General features: G+C 64.7%; 19 protein-coding genes, 1 tRNA gene and 1 pseudogene. 9 read left to right on the forward strand and 12 right to left on the reverse strand.

Translation table 11 applies throughout. From position 1 onward, the window contains the following. Positions 1-35 precede the first annotated feature (35 nt). The 3 genes from A5724_RS13120 to A5724_RS13130 are packed head-to-tail and all read right to left on the reverse strand — an operon-like array spanning position 36 to position 1,936. On the reverse strand, positions 36-752 hold the full coding sequence (locus A5724_RS13120; RefSeq protein WP_067801893.1) for a histidine phosphatase family protein: 717 nt from the start codon (positions 750-752) through the stop codon (positions 36-38). Next, positions 749-1,579, reverse strand: a complete 831-nt coding sequence (locus A5724_RS13125) for an undecaprenyl-diphosphate phosphatase (protein WP_067801895.1) — start codon at positions 1,577-1,579, stop codon at positions 749-751. The genes A5724_RS13120 and A5724_RS13125 overlap by 4 nt, the downstream gene beginning before the upstream one ends. Positions 1,580-1,624: 45 nt before the next feature. Continuing rightward, positions 1,625-1,936: a hypothetical protein gene (locus A5724_RS13130; protein ID WP_067801897.1), complete on the reverse strand. Its 312-nt coding sequence runs from the start codon at positions 1,934-1,936 to the stop codon at positions 1,625-1,627. A gap of 171 nt (positions 1,937-2,107) precedes the next feature. Between A5724_RS13130 and A5724_RS13135 the strand changes: the two genes are divergently transcribed. Genes A5724_RS13135 through A5724_RS13145 form a run of 3 tightly spaced genes read left to right on the forward strand, consistent with a single transcriptional unit; the run spans position 2,108 to position 4,394 of the window. Beyond that, a complete protein-coding gene (locus A5724_RS13135; protein WP_156752260.1) occupies positions 2,108-3,091 on the forward strand; it encodes a YncE family protein in 984 nt (327 codons plus the stop codon). Next, positions 3,088-3,336, forward strand: a complete 249-nt coding sequence (locus tag A5724_RS13140) for a DUF5703 family protein (protein WP_067801898.1) — start codon at positions 3,088-3,090, stop codon at positions 3,334-3,336. Before A5724_RS13135 ends, A5724_RS13140 begins: the two co-directional genes overlap by 4 nt. Beyond that, the gene (locus A5724_RS13145) at positions 3,336-4,394 is read left to right on the forward strand and encodes a quinone-dependent dihydroorotate dehydrogenase (protein WP_067801900.1); all 1,059 of its coding nucleotides are present in this window, start codon (positions 3,336-3,338) and stop codon (positions 4,392-4,394) included. The genes A5724_RS13140 and A5724_RS13145 overlap by 1 nt, the downstream gene beginning before the upstream one ends. A 7-nt stretch (positions 4,395-4,401) precedes the next feature. Here the strand turns inward: A5724_RS13145 and A5724_RS13150 are convergent, their stop codons facing one another. Beyond that, entirely contained in the window at positions 4,402-4,932 is a 531-nt protein-coding gene (locus tag A5724_RS13150) for a YbhB/YbcL family Raf kinase inhibitor-like protein (protein WP_067801902.1), read from the reverse strand. A gap of 20 nt (positions 4,933-4,952) precedes the next feature. After that, positions 4,953-6,296, reverse strand: a complete 1,344-nt coding sequence (locus tag A5724_RS13155; RefSeq protein WP_197518637.1) for a M20/M25/M40 family metallo-hydrolase — start codon at positions 6,294-6,296, stop codon at positions 4,953-4,955. A gap of 70 nt (positions 6,297-6,366) precedes the next feature. Between A5724_RS13155 and A5724_RS13160 the strand changes: the two genes are divergently transcribed. Then, positions 6,367-6,452: transfer RNA gene (locus A5724_RS13160), tRNA-Leu, on the forward strand. A 25-nt stretch (positions 6,453-6,477) separates the two neighbouring features. Here the strand turns inward: A5724_RS13160 and A5724_RS34525 are convergent. Next, positions 6,478-6,837, reverse strand: a complete 360-nt coding sequence (locus A5724_RS34525; protein WP_067801910.1) for a tyrosine-type recombinase/integrase — start codon at positions 6,835-6,837, stop codon at positions 6,478-6,480. A gap of 608 nt (positions 6,838-7,445) precedes the next feature. Next, positions 7,446-7,754, reverse strand: a complete 309-nt coding sequence (locus tag A5724_RS13170; protein ID WP_067801912.1) for a hypothetical protein — start codon at positions 7,752-7,754, stop codon at positions 7,446-7,448. A 469-nt stretch (positions 7,755-8,223) separates the two neighbouring features. On the opposite strand from A5724_RS13170, the gene A5724_RS13175 reads away from it, so the two are divergent. Further along, positions 8,224-9,885, forward strand: a complete 1,662-nt coding sequence (locus A5724_RS13175; protein ID WP_067801914.1) for a CdaR family transcriptional regulator — start codon at positions 8,224-8,226, stop codon at positions 9,883-9,885. 87 nt (positions 9,886-9,972) lie between these two features. Here the strand turns inward: A5724_RS13175 and A5724_RS13180 are convergent, their stop codons facing one another. From A5724_RS13180 to A5724_RS13190, 3 genes and pseudogenes are all read right to left on the reverse strand, one after another. After that, positions 9,973-11,133 carry a hypothetical protein gene (locus A5724_RS13180; protein WP_369830632.1) on the reverse strand — a complete coding sequence of 387 codons (1,161 nt, stop codon included), beginning with the start codon at positions 11,131-11,133 and terminating at the stop codon, positions 9,973-9,975. A 59-nt stretch (positions 11,134-11,192) separates the two neighbouring features. After that, positions 11,193-11,744, reverse strand: a pseudogene (locus A5724_RS13185) (type 1 glutamine amidotransferase domain-containing protein); the annotation flags it as partial. A gap of 109 nt (positions 11,745-11,853) precedes the next feature. Beyond that, complete coding sequence (locus tag A5724_RS13190; RefSeq protein ID WP_232004812.1) at positions 11,854-13,080, reverse strand: low temperature requirement protein A; 1,227 nt, start codon at positions 13,078-13,080, stop codon at positions 11,854-11,856. Positions 13,081-13,485: 405 nt separating this feature from the next. Here A5724_RS13190 and A5724_RS13195 point away from each other — a divergent pair, with 405 nt between their 5' ends. Both A5724_RS13195 and A5724_RS13200 read left to right on the forward strand, forming a co-directional pair. Next, positions 13,486-14,634, forward strand: coding sequence for a zinc-dependent alcohol dehydrogenase (locus A5724_RS13195; RefSeq protein ID WP_067801923.1), 1,149 nt, complete (start codon positions 13,486-13,488; stop codon positions 14,632-14,634). Between the two features lie 22 nt (positions 14,635-14,656). Then, positions 14,657-15,238 (forward strand): hypothetical protein, encoded by a 582-nt coding sequence (locus tag A5724_RS13200; protein WP_067801926.1) that lies wholly within the window; start codon positions 14,657-14,659, stop codon positions 15,236-15,238. A gap of 106 nt (positions 15,239-15,344) precedes the next feature. On the opposite strand, the gene A5724_RS13205 is transcribed toward A5724_RS13200, so the two are convergent. Beyond that, complete coding sequence (locus tag A5724_RS13205; RefSeq protein ID WP_067801927.1) at positions 15,345-16,118, reverse strand: SDR family oxidoreductase; 774 nt, start codon at positions 16,116-16,118, stop codon at positions 15,345-15,347. Between the two features lie 77 nt (positions 16,119-16,195). Here A5724_RS13205 and A5724_RS13210 point away from each other — a divergent pair, with 77 nt between their 5' ends. Continuing rightward, positions 16,196-16,672, forward strand: a complete 477-nt coding sequence (locus tag A5724_RS13210; RefSeq protein ID WP_067801928.1) for an Rrf2 family transcriptional regulator — start codon at positions 16,196-16,198, stop codon at positions 16,670-16,672. A gap of 6 nt (positions 16,673-16,678) precedes the next feature. Here the strand turns inward: A5724_RS13210 and A5724_RS33025 are convergent, their stop codons facing one another. After that, positions 16,679-16,816 (reverse strand): hypothetical protein, encoded by a 138-nt coding sequence (locus tag A5724_RS33025; protein ID WP_197518638.1) that lies wholly within the window; start codon positions 16,814-16,816, stop codon positions 16,679-16,681. Positions 16,817-17,023: 207 nt separating this feature from the next. Between A5724_RS33025 and A5724_RS13215 the strand changes: the two genes are divergently transcribed. Beyond that, the coding region (locus A5724_RS13215; RefSeq protein ID WP_197518639.1) for a cbb3-type cytochrome c oxidase subunit I at positions 17,024-17,640 on the forward strand (617 nt) is incomplete at its 3' end.

The following is a 17,640-nucleotide window of genomic DNA, read 5'->3' on the forward strand; positions in this document are numbered from 1 at the left end:
AAAATACCGGCATAGCCTCGTTGGCCGTAATTCCGTCAATCAGTCGAACCGCCGATTACCGCATCCTCCGGCGGCAGTTCGTCGTCCTTCTGCTCGGCTTGGCCGTCGGCCGTCGCCGGCTTGGCCGCCAGCCCGGCGGTCAGCGCAGCACCAGTGTGGTTGACGTGGATGACGAACGGACGCAACGCGGTGTAACGGATCACACTCATCGACGCGGGATCGGCGGTGATGCGCTGGAAGCTGTCCAGGTGTGTGCCGAGCGCGTCGGCCACCACCGCCTTGATCACGTCGCCGTGCGTACACGCGACCCACAGCGCGTCACCCTCGTGCAGTTCAGCCAGCTTGCGGTCGTGTTCACGGACGGCCGCGACCGCGCGAGCCTGTACCTGGGCCAGCCCCTCACCGCCGGGGAACACTGCGGCGCTGGGCTGCTGCTGGACCACGGCCCACAGCGGTTCCTTCACCAGATCGCCGATCTTGCAGCCGGTCCAACTGCCGTAGTCGACCTCGGAGATGCGCTCGTCGACGATCGGGTCCAGGCCGAGCGCCGTGGCGAGCGGTTCGACCGTGCGCCTGCAGCGCAGCAGCGGTGAACGCACGATCGCCCGGATCGGCAACCCGGCCAACCGTTCGACGATCGCTTGTGCCTGCTCTGCGCCCTTGTCGTCGAGGTCGACCCCGTCGGTGCGACCGGCCAGGGTGTGCGCGGTGTTCGAGGTCGACCTGCCGTGCCGGAGCAGGATGACCGTCATGTCGCGGAGACTACCCCGGCGGCGAGCAGGGCGATCACCACGGCACCGAGCACCACGCGGTAGCCGACGAACCAGTACATGCTGTGCCGCACCAAAAAGCGCAGGAACCAGGCCACCGCGAGGAAGCCGATGACAAATGCGATCACGGTGGCGACCAACAGTTGCGGGCCGCTGGCGCTCATTCCCTCGCCGACGGGATGAAAGGCGTCAGGCAGCGAGAACAGACCCGAGGCGAACACGGCCGGGATGGCGAGCAGGAAGCCGAACCGGGCGGACAGTTCCCGGTCGAGTCCGAGGAACAGCCCCGCGCTGATCGTCGCGCCCGAGCGCGAGACGCCGGGCACCAGCGCCAGACACTGCGCCAGGCCGACGATGATGCTGTCCTTCCACGTCAGTTGTTCGGCGTGCCGGGTCTGTCTGCCGACGTACTCGGCGACCGCGATCACGATGGAGAACACGATCAGCGCGCTGGCGATCAGCCACAGATTCCTTGCGCCAGTACGGATTTCGTCTTTGAACAGCAGACCCAGCACCCCGATCGGGATGGTGCCGATGATGACGTACCAGCCCATCCAATAATCGAGGTTGCGGTGCGCCGCCACGAACAGGCCGTTGAACCAAGCCTTCAGGATGCGTCCGATGTCGCGCGCGAAATACAGCAGCACCGCCAGTTCGGTGCCCAGCTGGGTGACCGCTGTGAACGATGCGCCCGCGTCGTCGTCGAAAAAGATGCGCGAGGCGATCGCGAGGTGTCCCGACGACGAAACAGGCAGGAACTCTGTCAAACCCTGAATCACCGAAAGAACGACGACTTGCAGCCACGACATCGCAGGCGCGTCAATCACGCCGACGACCGTACCGTGGGGTTGCTGTCAGCGCGCTGTGCGCGTCACAGGTTGCGCGGCGGCCACCGCGTCGCGAACCGCCGCGGAGACGCTGCGCTCATCGGTGACGTCGATGTCGGTGAGCTTGCGACTGGCGAGCGCGACGACGTCCTCGGCCTGCGGCACCGGGCCCGCGATGCGCGGCCGATACACCTCGACGACCAGCATCTGCTTCTCGACGTGGAAGGAAAAAGTGCGCCCGTCCCCAACCTGGCCAAAGCCGCTGGCGTGCAGACCTGTGGTGATGTCCTCTATAGCAAACTGCTGGTTACCCAAATCCCTGTCTGCGGCGAGGGTCATGATCGAACCATACCTTCGGCGGCATCGCCGAGCGCAACGGACGTGGCCAAATGTGGATGATCGGCTTGCCTACACTTGCATTTCGACCGAAATCCAATTCGCACCTCCGAGAGCCACCCCTTGTTCCGCGGTCCAAACGCCTTTGCTCAGCTAATTCGAGCCAGCGCTGTGGTGCTGGCAACAATCGGATTGGCCGGTTGCTCGGCTAATCACACCGACGCGCCACCGCCGACGATCGTGCCCGCACAGGCCGCGGAGTCGCCCCCGGTCACCGCACCGCCCGACGGTGTGGTGCGGCCGCTGACCGGCCTCGCGCAGGCCGCTGTGTTCGATGCGGCAACCAGGTCGTTGGCAGTGCTCAGCCCGCTGTTGGGGAGCCAATCTCAGGTGACGGTGGTGCCGGTGACCGGCCCGCCCCGACCGGTCACGTTGCCTGCTCCCGCGACGGCACTGGTGGGCGACAACGCGGGAGCGGCGTACGCGTCGACCCGCGGCGGCTACTTCCGGGTCGACCTGCGCGCGGCCACCGCCACCCGGGTCGACGTGGAAGGCCAGCCGGGCACCGACTTCACGGCGATCGCTAGACGCGCGGACGGCAGATTGGCGCTGGGCAGCGCGGACGGGGCGGTCTACACGTTGAGCTCCGATGCGAAGGTCGGCGCGTCGCTGAAGATTTTCGCTAAGGTGGATGCGCTTGTCGCACAGGGCAATACGGTCGTCGTGCTGGACCGCGGGCAGACTTCGGTGACCACCATCTCGGCCAGCGGTGAGGACGCTGAGCACGCGCTGCGGGCCGGTGAGGGGGCCACCACCATGGCGGCCGACTCCGCGGGGCGGGTGCTGGTCGCCGACACCCGCGGCGACGAACTGCTGGTGTTCGGCACCGACCCGCTGATTTTGCGTCAGCGTTATCCGGTGAAGGAGGCGCCATACGGGCTGGCCGGATCGTCGAAGCTCGCCTGGGTGTCGCAAACGGCGAGTAATACGGTGGTTGGTTACGATCTGGCTACCGGTATCCCCGTGGAAAAGGTGCGTTATCGAACCGTGCAGCAGCCCAACTCGCTCGCCTTCGACGAAGCGTCTGGCACCCTGTATGTGGTGTCTGGCTCGGGAGCAGGTGTGCAGGTGATTGCGAACGCGGAGAAGCATCAATGACGCAGATGCACCGCGGACGGATGCCGGAGGGCTGGGACAACGACCTGTCAGACGACTACGAGTGGATACCGCTGCGGCTGCCGCCGGAATTGACCAGGATCAGCGCCTCCACCCGGCTGTCCATCGAGGCCGAATACCGCGGGTGGGAGCTCACCAGGGTGCGGTTGTACACCGACGGAAGTAGGCGGGTACTGCTGCGCCGCAAGAAGACCGCTGCGGACAGACTGGACCAGCCCGGCTTGTGATGTACGGCGCGCTGCGCAGGGCGTTCTTTCTCATTGCGCCCGAACGCATTCACACGCTGGTATTCGCCTTCCTTCGCATGGTGACCGCGGTGCGTCCGCTGCGCGTGGCGCTGACGCGGTGGCTGGCGCCACGCGATCCTGTGCTCGCCAGCACGGTGTTCGGGGTGCGATTCCCCGGACCGCTCGGCCTGGCAGCCGGATTCGACAAGGACGGCAAGGGGCTACACACCTGGGGCGCGCTCGGTTTCGGCTACGCGGAGATCGGCACCGTCACCGCACAGGCCCAACCTGGTAACCCGCCGCCGCGGATGTTCCGGTTGCCCGACGATCGTGCGCTGCTGAACCGGATGGGATTCAACAACCACGGTGCGGCCGAATTGGCGCTGCGCCTGACCCGCACCACACCCGACGTGCCGATCGGGGTCAACATCGGCAAGACGAAAGTCACGCCTGCCCGGGATGCGGTTGCCGATTACGCCCAAAGTGCCCGTCTGGTGGGCCCTTTGGCCGACTTCCTGGTGGTCAACGTCAGCTCTCCGAACACGCCCGGACTGCGTGATCTGCAGGCCGTCGAATCGCTTCGGCCGATTCTCGCGGCAGTGAAGGCCGAGACGTCGACGCCAGTGTTGGTCAAGATCGCCCCGGATCTGTCCGATCAGGATGTCGACGAGATCGCGGATGTGGCAGTCGAATTGGGGTTGGCAGGCATCGTCGCTACGAACACCACGGTGTCGCGCGACGGCCTGACGACGCCAGGTGTCGAGGCGTTGGGCGCGGGCGGGGTATCCGGGCCGCCGGTCGCGCAGCGGTCGGCCGAGGTGTTGCGCCGGTTGTACCGGCGTGTCGGTGACCGGTTGGTGTTGGTCAGCGTCGGCGGCATCCAGACCGCCGACGATGCGTGGGATCGCATCACGTCGGGTGCGTCGCTGTTGCAGGGCTACACCGGCTTCATCTACGACGGCGGGTTGTGGGCCAAGCACATTCACGACGGCATCGCGCAACGGCTCCGCGAGGCTGGCTTCACATCGCTGGCCGATGCGGTCGGCTCAGCCGTCTGATAGGCCGCTACTTCTGCTCGTACGTGCCGTGGATGACGGCCCGAGCGATCGCGTTCATGAACAGGTTGAAGCCCAGATAGGCCGGGCTGGCGTCACCGTCGACCTCGAGCTTGTCGACCTTGACGGCATGCACCGCGATGAAGTACCGGTGCACGCCGTGGCCCTGCGGCGGCGCGGCGCCGATGAAACGCTTCAGCCCCGCGTCATTGCGCAAAATGATTGCGCCACCGGGCAATTCGCTACCATCGCCGACGTTGGCAGGCAGTTCGGTGACGGAGGCGGGCAGGTTGGCGACGGCCCAATGCCAGAAGCCCGATGCCGTCGGCGCGTCGGGGTCGTACATCGTCACGGCGAAACTGCGTGTCTCTTCCGGGAAGCCGGACCACGACAGCTGCGGCGAGACGTCGTTACCCCCCGCTCCCATGATGCCGCTGACCTGGTCGTTGCTCAGGGGTTGGCCGTCGGTGACCGAATCCGACGTCAGCGTGAACGACGGCAGCTTGGGCAGGAAGTCGTACGGGTTGTAGTCAAACGCCATGGTGGTCGTCCTTTCTTGGGTCAGGAGTGCATCAAGAAGTGCTCGAGAACCTGGGTGCCGAACTTCAACGCATCGACGGGTACCCGCTCGTCGACACCGTGGAACAGCGCGGTGAAGTCCAGATCCGGCGGGAGTTGCAGCGGCGCGAAGCCGAAGCAGCGGATTCCCAACTGCATGAACGCCTTTGCGTCGGTACCGCCGGAGAGCATGTAGGGCACGATTCGCGCGTCCGGGTCGACGGACAGGATCGCGCCGTTCATGGCGTCCACCAGGTCTCCGTCGAACGTGGTCTCGTACGACGGCAGCTCGGTGATCCACTCGCGCGTCACGTCTGGTCCGATGATCTCGTCGACCTCGCGCTCGAAAGCGGCGCGGCGACCCGGCAGGATGCGGCAGTCGACCACCGCCTCCGCGGTGGCCGGGATGACGTTGGCCTTGTAACCGGCCTTGAGCATGGTGGGGTTGGCGGTGTCGCGCAGCGTCGCGCCGACGACGCGGGCGATCGGCCCGAGCTTGGCGATGGTGCCTGCCAGGTCCGGCGAGTCGACGTCGAACTCGTAGCCGGTCTCCTCGGTGATGGCCTGCAGGAACTGGCTGACGGCGTCGGTCATCACGAGCGGGAACTCGTGGCGACCGAGTTTGGCGGTGGCCTCGGCGACGGCGGTGACCGCGTTGTGGTCGTGGATCATCGAGCCGTGACCGGCGAAGCTGCGCGCGGTCAGCTTCATCCACATCATCGACTTCTCGGCGGTTTCGACCAGGTACAGCCGCCGCTCGCCCCCGTCCTTGCGCGGCACGGTCAGTGAGAACCCGCCGACCTCGCCGACGGCCTCGGTGACGCCCGCGAACAGCTCGGGCCGGTTGTTGACTAGCCAATGCGCCCCGTACTTCCCGCCTGCCTCCTCATCGGAGACGAATGCGAACACCAGGTCGCGGGGCGGCACGATGCCTGCACGCTTGAAGTGCCTGGCGATCGCGATGAGCATGCCGCACATGTCCTTCATGTCGACCGCGCCGCGCCCCCACACGTAGCCGTCCTCGATGGCCCCGGAGAACGGGTGCACGCTCCAGTCCGAGGCCTCCGCGGGCACCACGTCGAGGTGACCGTGCAGCAGCAGCGCGCCGCGCTCGGGGTTGGCGCCCTTGAGCGTGGCGAACACGTTTCCCCGGCCCGGTGCACCCGCCTCCACGTACTGGGTGGTGTAACCGACCTCCTCCAACTGTTCGGCCACCCAGCGGGCGCATTCGGCCTCGCCTTTGGTGGTTTCGGGCTCGCCGGTGTTCGACGTGTCGAAGCGGATGAGTGCACTGACGAGGTCGACCACCTCGGCTTCGGCGTTGGGAGGGATTGTCACAGTCACCATTCGTACCATTGAGAGGGCCACTCGGTTTGGGCGCGGGCTGTCCGATCCGATAGCCTTAGCTGCCCAACTGGTCCGAGTGGCGGAATGGCAGACGCGCTAGCTTGAGGTGCTAGTGCCCTATTAACGGGCGTGGGGGTTCAAGTCCCCCCTCGGACACAATTCTCTCGTCGCATCGTCGCAGCTAGACGGCGGTTTTGCGGCGCCGCCTGTCGGCAGGCTCTTTGGACACGGTTTGGACATTCTCCGCGATTTTTGCGTCGAGATTGACGGCGACCGCATCGAGGTCGCTGTCGAACAGGTCGGCGTATATCCGCAGTGTGACGCTCGGGTCCTTGTGCCCGAGCATCCGCGACACCGCAAGGACATTCGCGCCGGAACTGACCGCCAGACTCGCGCACGTGTGCCGCAGATCATGCGGCGTGATCGTCTGCGCTTCTGCACGCTCGACGGCCTGGTTGAACCACCCCGTTGAGTTGTAACTCGGCCGCTTCAGATACCCGCCGTAACGCGCTGGGAACAGCAAATCATCGGTGGCCTTCACACCGCACCGCAAGCCGGGATAGCACCGATGCCGCCATCAGGACCATCCGATTCTCTTTGCCCTTCGTATGTCCGACCCAGAACTCCTGGCCGACCTGGACAGCGTTGCGGTGCACTGAAATCGCCGCTTAAGGAATTCGACATCAGCGACAGTCAGCGCGATAGCTTCACCCCCAGCGCAACCCGGTCCCGGCGCTGCGTTGCTGTATTTGCTGAAGTCCACCGAGCATCGCGTTTGATGGCATGCCCATTCAGGCACCGGCGAAAGTGGTCCAACTTCCGGTCTGCAATACAACGCGCAGGCCCCAAAAACAGATCAGCTTGTCCGGATCGAAGCAGCGCACAGCGTGAACCTGGGCTCGACACATCCGGCGACGCGACTGATGTCGGCGCGCTCGCTGTGACCCGTCGCAGCACCTCACGAAACTTGCTGGCTGCGGTCACCGCCCATGCGACTGCGCTAGTCATGGGCCCCGGTGACGGTGATGGCACCACTACCGACAGGACAAAGGATCTGATCGGGCCGCCGAAAACTCCGGGCCCCTCATCTTCAGTGAGGGGCCCGGAGCGATTCGTCGTTACAAGCCGCCGTGCGGCCATAACGCCTAGTTAGGCGTCGTCGTCATGATGGCGGCTGCCGGACTTGGCAAGCCCGCGGCTGACCATGTAGCCGACGCTCAGGATCACTACATACAGCCACGCCTCATCGGCCCGGAAATAGTCTTCGTGCGCGCCACTCGTCCTAACCATGTAGGACGCAAGCAGCACTCCAACCGTCGCGACGATGAAGACGATGAATTCCGTTGTCTTGTAGAAAGCCTTCGTCTCGTCACCGCGTCGGACCCGGGTGGGATGCGAGTTTGCAACGGTGCTCGGTGTGTCCGTGCGACGAGTGGCGGTTGGATTGTTGATGGTCATGAACTAACTCCTTTGGTGCCGTCGAGGTGAGTCAAGTCGGCATGGAATCGGGCGCGCGCAGCTTTATGTGGTGCGCGCGAACCGAAATGAGGGCCCAGTCATAGCGGTACTAAGTCCATAGCTGACTGGTTGGTCAAAAGATCCGGCAGCCCGCTGATACCTCAAGGCAGAAGAGCTTCCCGGACACGGGTCTACTCCTCGGGCTGAAGCGCGACCGCTTGAAAGTACCCCTCGACGAGCCACCCGAAACCTCAGTGCCAGTGCCCACCGAACACTGGCGACTCCTGCAACTCTGCCGTGATGTCCTTCGTACTCGCGTGCGCTCGGCGTTTAGCCGAGTACGACGCGGGTAGGCCCGACTGTCGAGTGCTTCGGTCTGTCGCGCGATCGACTAGATGTGCAGCAACGGAGCGACTGGTAAGGAGCCGCAGTTGCCGGAGAATCGATCAATCCGTGCGGATGTCAGACCGTGACGTCCGCACCGTTGGGCGATACCCCGGCAGCTGCTGAGCTGGCCGCCCTATCCGCGCTCAGCTTCGAGGAGCTCGACGCTGCGGGCATCCTCGACTACGCCGGGGCTGCGGTGACGCGCCTAGGTCCGTGTCGCACCGAAGGCACATACCTCCTCGTCGATGGTCGATGGCAGCCGTGCCCGCAGGGTGACGACGAGCGGCCCGAGATGGGGGAATTCGTCGCCGAAGCCGGCGGTACGGGTCGACTGGCAATCCCTGAGCGCTCATGGGCTTGGGCGTTCCCCTTGCGTCACCACAACGTCGTTGAGGGCTCGCTCATCGTCAGCGCCATGAGCGAACCGTCGAGCCGGCATGTCCAGTTGTTGACGGTGCTCGCGAATCAGACGGGCGCCGCCCTGGCGTGTCTGACCCTTCATCAGCAGGAGGAGCGGTACACCGAGCAACTCGACAAGGCGACCACCGACCTCGCCGGCGCGCGACAACGACTCCAGAGCCGGACGCGCGTCCATGAGGCCATGGAAGCGGCCGTGGCCAACGACGGCGAGCAGGCAATCACCGACGCGTTACATGAACTGACCGCGCTGCCAGTAGTTCTGGAGGACCGGTTGGGCAACCTCCGATGCTGGTCCGGCCCGGGCCGGCCGGTGCCCTACCCGAAAACGAAGCCTCGGCAGTATCAGCGCGAACTTGGCATGCTGGCCGGTCGGCCACGCCCTATGCGGATGAAGAATCGCGTCGCCCTGCTCATCCGGGCACACGGTGAGATCCACGGCGTGTTGGCTATCGTCGACCCACACAGGCAGGTAACTGAAGAACATCTGTTCGCCCTGAACGTCGCACGCACACTGCTGGGCTACGAGTTAGCCCACCAGCGGAGTCTCGCGGAGGCGGAGTTCGGTGCTCAGCGTGAATTTGTCGCTGACGTCATCGCCGGAATGGCCAGCCCAGTCAGTGCCGTCGCCAAGGCGGAGGCGCTGGGCCACGACCTTCGGCGTCCGAATTACGTTGTCCTCGTCCACACTTCGGCCGGATCCGATGCCATGGTGGCCACCGCTGTCAACCGCGCCGCTGAAGCCCTGCACCTCAACACGTTGCAGGGCCGTCGCGGGCAACTGGTGGTGCTTCTGGCCGAAGGCCGCCCAGACCCCCGAGCGCTTCACCGCACGCTGAGCGAGTTGCTCGGCGGAGCCTCGTGTGCCATCGGCATGGGGTCGCGCTGTGATGAACCAGCAGACTTTCCGAGGTCGTTCGCCGCGGCCCGACGCGCCCTGAGTGTGCGGCTCCATTCCACGGTGCCCGCCGGCGCATCAACCTACGACGAACTCGGGTTCTACCGTCTGATCGACGCAGCCCATGCAAGCGGAGCCGTCGAGGACTTCATTCGGCAATGGCTTGGCGCCCTGTTGGACTATGACTTGACCAAGAAGTCGCAGCTTGTTCTGACCCTGAGTGAACACCTCGAAAGTGGAGGGAATTACGACGAATCCGCCAAAGCGCTGCACATCCACCGCAGCACACTTCGCTACCGGCTAGCGCGGATCCGTGAATTGACCGGTTATGACCTGCGTGATGTCGATACCAGATTCAATCTTCATGCGGCTGCCCGATCGTGGCGTTTCCTCTACGCCGAGAAGCCCACTAGCCAGATCTTGACTTGAGAAAGCGCGCTGCATCTCGAAGTCTCGGGCTGGCGTGCTGACCGTACGCGCCGGTCGGTGCGGGAGAAGGGGCCGTCATTAACGGAACTATCCGTCGGCGGCCGGTCCAGAGCGGTCGAACCGTTCTTGTTGGCGCGCTCCGTAAGCCGCCTGCTTGACCGCGTCGTCATCCTCCAAACCAGACCCGAGGGCGCCTCCCAACGTGGCGACCGCGGCCACCAGCCATGCCAACCTCAAATAATCTGCCGCGCCTACCGGGTGGCCCAGACTCTGCTGCAGCAGTTGCGGAGGCAAGGTCCACCATGCCGTCAGCAAGAGCAGCAGGAAACATGTCATGTGCAGAACGACGACACCAGTGGTCAGCGTGACGACAGTCGACGTGTTGTACATAGCTGCCCGTTCCCGCTCAATCGGCGAACTCGGTCGTTCCCAGAGCTTGTGGTTGACGATCAGCCACGCGACCATGGCCGCGGTGGCGAGAACCGTTGTCACGCTCAGTCGCCACGAGCCCATCGTTGAAGAAAGTTGCCAGATCGTCGGGTAGGCCAAGCTGACGGCTCCGGTCGCGAAAGTTGCCATGAGAACCCGCGACATACCCGCGGCCAGCTTCCACGGGCGGTTCGCATAAACCATGCCCATGAGCAGGCGGAGCCGTGCGAACCGGGACGGCGCGGCGTATCGCACCGCTCCCTGATCTTCGGTTCTCGTCAACCGGCTGAAGGCAGCAGCCTTGGCGTCGCGTTCCCCCGTGACCTCGTGGACAACAGACTTGACCATCGTCCGCACTCGCCGGCTGATCAACAGTCCCCCGACACTCGGCACGGAAATCACACCGAAGCGCTGCGGCACGCTGATGTCTGCGACCACCGGTTGGGTGCCGTCACGACGCGGCAGATCGGTCACGTAGACGACGACATCCTGCCGTTGGCCTGCTGGATCGACCACCTCGAGGACTTCGGCAAGCGAGGCCTGTTCGGAGAGAGGGTAGGAGCCCGTCTGGACCGAAACCGCCCAGGGCGACGATGACTTCGAATCACGCGGCAGCAGTTTCGGCAAATCCTCCGACAGTTCTTCTGCCAAGGCCGCCGGGGCGCCCGGATCCGCAAGTAGGAGAACCGACGTAGTCACAACCGCGGCTTCCGGATCGACACTCGTCTGCGTAGAGGAGGGGTCAGCGCGGCAGCTGCCACGCTGGTAAGGGCAGTCGCCGAAGGCTTCGGTGACCAGTGCAAGGCGGCCATCGCCCAACCAAGCGGCTTGTCGAGCGCCGGATCGGAGCTCGCATGGTCAGGGACCGTCTGCTGTTGACTCGTCGGCTCGGCGAAGATGTCGAGCATGGCAGGCACGAACGCCCGCAAGTCCTGAGGCCCCCGGCTTGTGACGAGATTGCGATCCCGCACGACCTCGCGGTCGAGCCAGGTGCCGCCTGCATTGATCAAGTCGTCACGGATGCCGGGCCACGAGGTCAGCGTCCGGCCGGTGAGCAGTCCTGCGGATGCCAGCACCCATGGACCGTGGCACAACGTGACGATTGGCTTTCCGTTGTGGTCGAACGCACGGACGAAATCCCGCGCAGCTGCCGACTGCCTCAACAGATCGGGATTGATGAAGCCCCCTGGGAGCAGCAGTCCGTCGTATGCGTCGGGGTCGGCGTCGGTAACCAGCTTGTCCACACCGACCCGGCTGGCGGGCATGTGCAGGTTCACTCCCCGGATACGGCCTTTACGCAACGACACGATGTCGACCTTTGCACCGGCCAACTGCAGTGCACGCAGTGGAACGACTAGTTCAACCTTTTCGAAGCCATCGGCTGCTAGCACCGCGATCTTTCGCCCCGAGAGGCGTCGTGTGTGTGACATTGTCCTCCTGTCGGTGTCGTGGCGCTCTATGCGCCGCTTGACTTTTCAGTGTCGGCTGGCTGCTTAACCTTCCTCCTGTGCTACTCACTCGACTCACCGGCCGTTTACGTCAGCGCGCCTGTCCCGCGACGCCGGGGCCGATGCGCGGCCGTCGCCACAGTTCCCAGGCCAGCCGGACCCAGCCGATGCCGGTGAGCAGGCCGAGTGCCCCGATGGCGGGCACATGTAACAGCACCGGCAAGGTCGCCGCGGCAGCAAGGCCGGCTGCGGTCCGGTCGACCGGAACCTGTCGGTGGTCGCGCCATCTATAGGCGACGTCGCCTAGGTAGAACAGCGCCATGCCCCCGGCGAGCGCGCTGGCAGACAAGAGCGGCAACGGGGCGGTGGCGTGCGCGACGGCGCCATGGGCGCCGACAGCAAACAGCATGACGGCGGCCACCAGCGGCAGATGCAGATAGCTGTAGGCGTCGCGCGCGAGATGGGCCCGTTCTGTACCGGTGGCCTGTTCCAGCCGCTGCTCGGCTCCGCCCGTCAGACCGAAGTAGGTCCACCAGAACGTCGCCATGATGGCAACACCCAGCACCAGGGCGGCGATCACCTCGATGCGGTGGAGATCGGTTGCGCCCGCGCCTAATTCGACGATCGCCTCCCCCAGCGCGATGATGATGATCGAGCCGTGGCGCGATACGAAGTAGGACGGTGAGACACGAAATCCACCGAGGCCGAGCACCGCCGGTGCGCCGTAGTCGATCACCGCGGCGGCTACCCAGAGCAGTTCGCGGCCGGGCGTGTCAACGAAGGCGGCCGCCACGATGCAGGCAGGTGCGGCGACGAAGGCCGGCGCTATCCGCGAAACGCTGCGCCGCATCTCAGCGTCCTCGTGTGAGGAGTAGGCGACGAACTTTGCGACGTGGATCAATCGAACCATCAACAGAGCGATCGCGAAGACGAACGCCGCCGAGGAGAACGCCATGGGCAGCGCCGCGGCAGCGACGAGCATCGCAGCCATTGCAGCGATCACAATCGCTTGGTGCCGGACGCCTCGGCTGTCGAAGGTGTTGATCAGCCAGGTGTAGCCGACCCAGGCCCACCACACCGCGAGCAGTGCCAGCGCCGCACGGCCGAACCCGCTCGGCGACAGATCATGCAGCATGAGCTGAGTGACCTGCGACATGGCGAACGTGAACACCAGATCGAAGAACAGTTCGAGGTTGCCCTCCGACGTTGACCCTCCACCCTCAGTCGAGTTCTGGTCGTCGTCGGCCGCGGTGTCGCCGCCGCCTCGTTCCGAACGCAGCCACGGCAAATCGGCTCTCCTGGGCGGCAAATCCTGCACCGCTGACATCCTTCCCTGGGGAGACACGCAGCCACTTCTGTCAACGCAGACCAAGGCACAGCGCGAGCTCGACACGTATCTCATCTGTCAGGCGGGAGCTACCCGTAATTGCTTCGGCTAGTCGTGACCTGCCAGGGAATGCACTGCCGTGTCCAATTCTCGCCATCTCCTCGGCCTGTGAGGGTCAAGATGAGGATGTGATGGTTAGCCATACCGCGCTACGCCCTCATGGCCATGTCCAACAGCCCTATGCCGCAGAGTGTCTCGCTCAATATGCCGTGTGAATGCCTGCTTAAGATGTTTGCTCCGGGTGGATGCCGCTCCGGCGTCGAGCTTTGTTTGAGCGGTAACGCCGTGGGTAGAAGACGGGCTCATCACTCACGCTCTTCCAACATAGGGGGTCACATGAAGGCAATGACTTATCGCGGACCATACAAGGTGCGCGTCGAGGAGAAGGAGCGCCCGCGCATCGAGCATCCCAATGATGCGATCGTGCGAGTCCAGCTCGCTGCGATCTGCGGGTCCGATCTGCACCTCTACCACGGTCTGATGCCCGACACCCGGGTCGGCCACACATTCGGGCACGAATTCATCGGCGTCGTCGACGAAGTCGGCCCGTCGGTACAGAACATCAAGCCCGGCGACCGAGTCATGGTGCCGTTCAACATCTACTGCGGTTCGTGCTACTTCTGCGCCAGGGGACTGTATTCGAACTGCCACAACGTGAATCCGAACGCGACCGCAGTCGGCGGAATCTACGGCTACTCACACACGTGCGGCGGCTATGACGGTGGGCAAGCTGAGTTCGTTCGTGTTCCCTTCGCGGACGTCGGGCCGTCGGTGATTCCCGACTGGATGGCTGACGAGGACGCCCTGCTGTGCACGGATGCGTTATCGACGGGATATTTCGGTGCCCAACTCGGCGACATCGTCGAAGGCGACACAGTGCTGGTGTTCGGCGCCGGGCCGGTAGGCCTCTTCGCCGCAAAGTCGTCGTGGCTGATGGGCGCCGGACGGGTGATCGTCATCGACCATCTGGATTATCGGCTCGCGAAGGCCAGGGACTTCGCCCACGCCGAGACGTACAACTTCGGCGAGTACGGCGACATCGTGCTGGAGATGAAGAAAGCCACCGACTTCCTGGGCGCCGATGTGGCCATCGACGCAGTGGGCGCCGAAGCTGACGGCAACCTCTTCCAGCACGTCACCACCGCTAAGTTCAAGTTGCAGGGTGGCTCCCCAATTGCACTGAACTGGGCCATCGACTCAGTTCGCAAGGGCGGCACCGTCTCGGTAGTAGGCGCATACGGACCAATGTTCAGCGCCGTCAAGTTCGGCGACGCGATGAACAAGGGTCTAACCATCCACACCAACCAAGCACCGGTCAAGCGGCAATGGCCCCGACTGTTCACACACATTCAGAACGGTTACTTGAAGCCCAGCGACATTGTCACTCACCGGATTCCGCTCGAGCACATCGCCGAGGGCTACCACATGTTCTCCTCCAAACTCGACGACATCATCAAACCGATCATCACCGTCAACGCCAACTGACAAGCCCCACAGGAGAATTCTCATGACACGAACGACCGAACACCTGCCCGCCTACACAGCCGACCATCCGCCCCTGCCCGATACAGACAGCCTGCAGAAGCGAATCCCCGGCTGGGGCGCCGACCTCAATAAGGAAGATCGGCCCTCAGTGCCCAAGCTGAAGTTCCTCGACACCGGTGCCTGGTGGGACTTTCCGGAGCGTCAACCCGAGAAAACGCCGCGAGAGCGGTCAGTCGAGCACCGTTTCCTCACCCCAGCATTCGGCACCGCTCAGCCGCTCAGTGGCGTCTCCGGCATCATGCGCCGCTTCGCCTACAAGTTCAGCGAGGGCCGCGCACTGCACTGGCTCATCCTCCTTTACGCCGACCGTGTCGATGCCGCCGAGCACCACATCCGCTCGATCGCAACACTGCGACCGGACAACCCGATCACTCAAACCGGAGTCAAGGCGGAATGGACGCGCAACGGGGTGAAGTCCCGGGTCAGCAGAAAGAGAGTCGACACCCGCCACATCTGGTTGGACCCGCTGATCGTAGGGGGGCCATGGCTTGTCGCAGCTGCGCTGATCACCCGCCTCCTCAGAAAATGGCGAGCCGGCCGATGACGGTCTGGTGACCATCGCACCCGGGTCTATCACTCAGTTGAAATGTCTCGACCCGTGTCGTAGGTGGCGAAGTCAACCCTCGGACACCCTTTAGGCTCCGCCAAAATCACGCCGATGCCTTGGCATTCGTGTGTAGCGCCTCGGCGGCCAGCCAGTCTTCGAATGTGGTGGGCGCCAACTCAGCGTCCGCCGACGGCAGGAGCACCTCGCCGGCCATCGACACGTCGAACAGGCCGTTCCGCCAGCTGGGAACCAACCGGAGCTGCTGCCCGCGGGCCTCGATCGTGCGCCGAGCCATGTCCACCAGGTCCTGGGTGTCGGGGCCGGCGACATCGCGGTGGCGCCTCTGCGGAGCTCCGACGGCGACGCGCGCGAGGATGTCCGCGACATCTGCAGGCGCAATCGGCTGGACGAGCAGCGGCGCGATCGGGGCAGCGCCGTCCTGCTCGGTCCACCCGGCGACCATCGCCGCGAAATCGTAGAACTGTGTGGCCGGCACGATCGTCCACGGCACGGGTCCGGCCGCCACCGCGGCCTCCTGCGCCCGCTTGCCGGCATAGTGCGCGTTCCCCGGCACCTTGTCGACGCCCACGATGGACAGCGCGACGTGATGGGTGACGCCGGCGCGCTGCTCGGCGGCGAGCAGATTCTTCGCCGCGGTGGTGAAGAATCCGACCGTCTCCGACTCCTCGGTTGACTCGTTGCTGCTGACGTCGATCACTGCGGTCACCCCGGCCAGAGCCTCGTCCAGGCCCACCCCGGTGACCACGTCCACGCCGCGACTGCGACTGATGGCGACAGTCTCGTGACCATCGCGCTCGAGTGCGGCGATGGTCAACGTTCCGATACGGCCGGTGGCACCGACTACTGCAACGCGCATGTGAACTCTCCCTGTTGGTTGGATAATTATGGACATTCAATATCCACAATAGAGCTGATATTCCCTAATCTGGAACCGTGAAGCTTCCCGAAGGCACGGAGTGGGTGCTGCATTGCGCCGCCTCGCTGGCGCAGCTCCCCGATGGCGATGCGGCCAGCGCGGCTGCGCTCGCCGCCCATTTCGGTGTGCCACAGGCGTACCTCGCCAAGCACCTGGCGGCGCTTGTCCGCGCAGGTGTGCTGACCGGGACGACCGGTCCGCGCGGCGGTTTCCGCCTGGCGCGCCCGGCGTCTGAAATCACCGTGCTCGACATCGTCGAAGCTGTGGACGGCAGCGCCGACCCGTACCTCTGTCGGGAGATCCGCCAGCAGGGGCGGGGTGCCCTACCCGCCGAGGAGTGTCAAGAACGATGCATTCTGGCCACGATCATGGGGCGCGCGCACGAGGCCTGGCTGACCAGCCTGGCGTCATGCACCCTCGCCGACATCGTCGACACGTTGCCACCGGAGATTCCGGAGCGCACCCGCCGCCTGTTGGCACGCGGAAGTGCTTGAGGCAGTTCACGCCTCGTTCGGCATGTTCGTCCAGCCCTTGCCGTCCGCGCGGGCATACCACCCGGAAGCGGCCAGCGTGCCGCCGTCCACCGGGATGGTCTGGCCGGTGACGAACCTGGCGTCGTCGGAGGCCAGGAATTCCACGACGGCGGCCTAGTCGTCGGGTCACCCGCCGCCGCGAGCCGCCTGCTGATGCCGCCGCCGATGCCCAGCGCCCCGCCGGTGACGACGGCGACCTGTCCCGCCAATCGCATCGGGACAGCTTATGGGCCGACTCGATGACAAAAGTCCCTAGCGACAGCTATCGAGGCTGATAATGAATTGAAGGTCCTGGCGGATCGGGGGATGCACATGACGACTGAAGCGCCACCTGCACAACGACTCGAGGCTCGCCGTCCATTTCCGGCCCGGCTCGGGCCGAGGGGCAACTTGGTCTACAAGCTCATCACTACGACCGATCACAAGTTGATCGGCATCATGTACTGCGTCGCCTGCTTCATCTTCTTCTTCATCGGCGGGCTGATGGCGCTGTTCATGCGCACCGAGTTGGCGCTGCCCGGGTTGCAGTTCCTGTCGAACGAGCAGTTCAACCAGCTGTTCACCATGCACGGCACGGCGATGCTGCTGTTCTACGCGACCCCGATCGTGTTCGGGTTCGCCAACCTGGTGCTGCCGCTGCAGATCGGCGCCCCCGACGTGGCCTTCCCGCGGCTGAACGCGCTGAGTTTCTGGTTGTTCGTATTCGGCGCCCTGATCGCGTTGAGCGGCTTCATCACCCCGAACGGCGCGGCGGACTTCGGCTGGACCGCCTACTCACCGCTGACCGACGCGATCCACTCCCCTGGCCCCGGCGGTGATTTGTGGATCCTCGGGCTGGGTGTCGGTGGTCTTGGCACCATCCTTGGTGGCGTCAACATGATCACCACCGTGGTGTGCATGCGCGCGCCGGGCATGACGATGTTCCGGAT

Source organism: Mycobacterium sp. ACS1612 (assembly GCF_001667505.1).
GTDB lineage: Bacteria > Actinomycetota > Actinomycetes > Mycobacteriales > Mycobacteriaceae > Mycobacterium.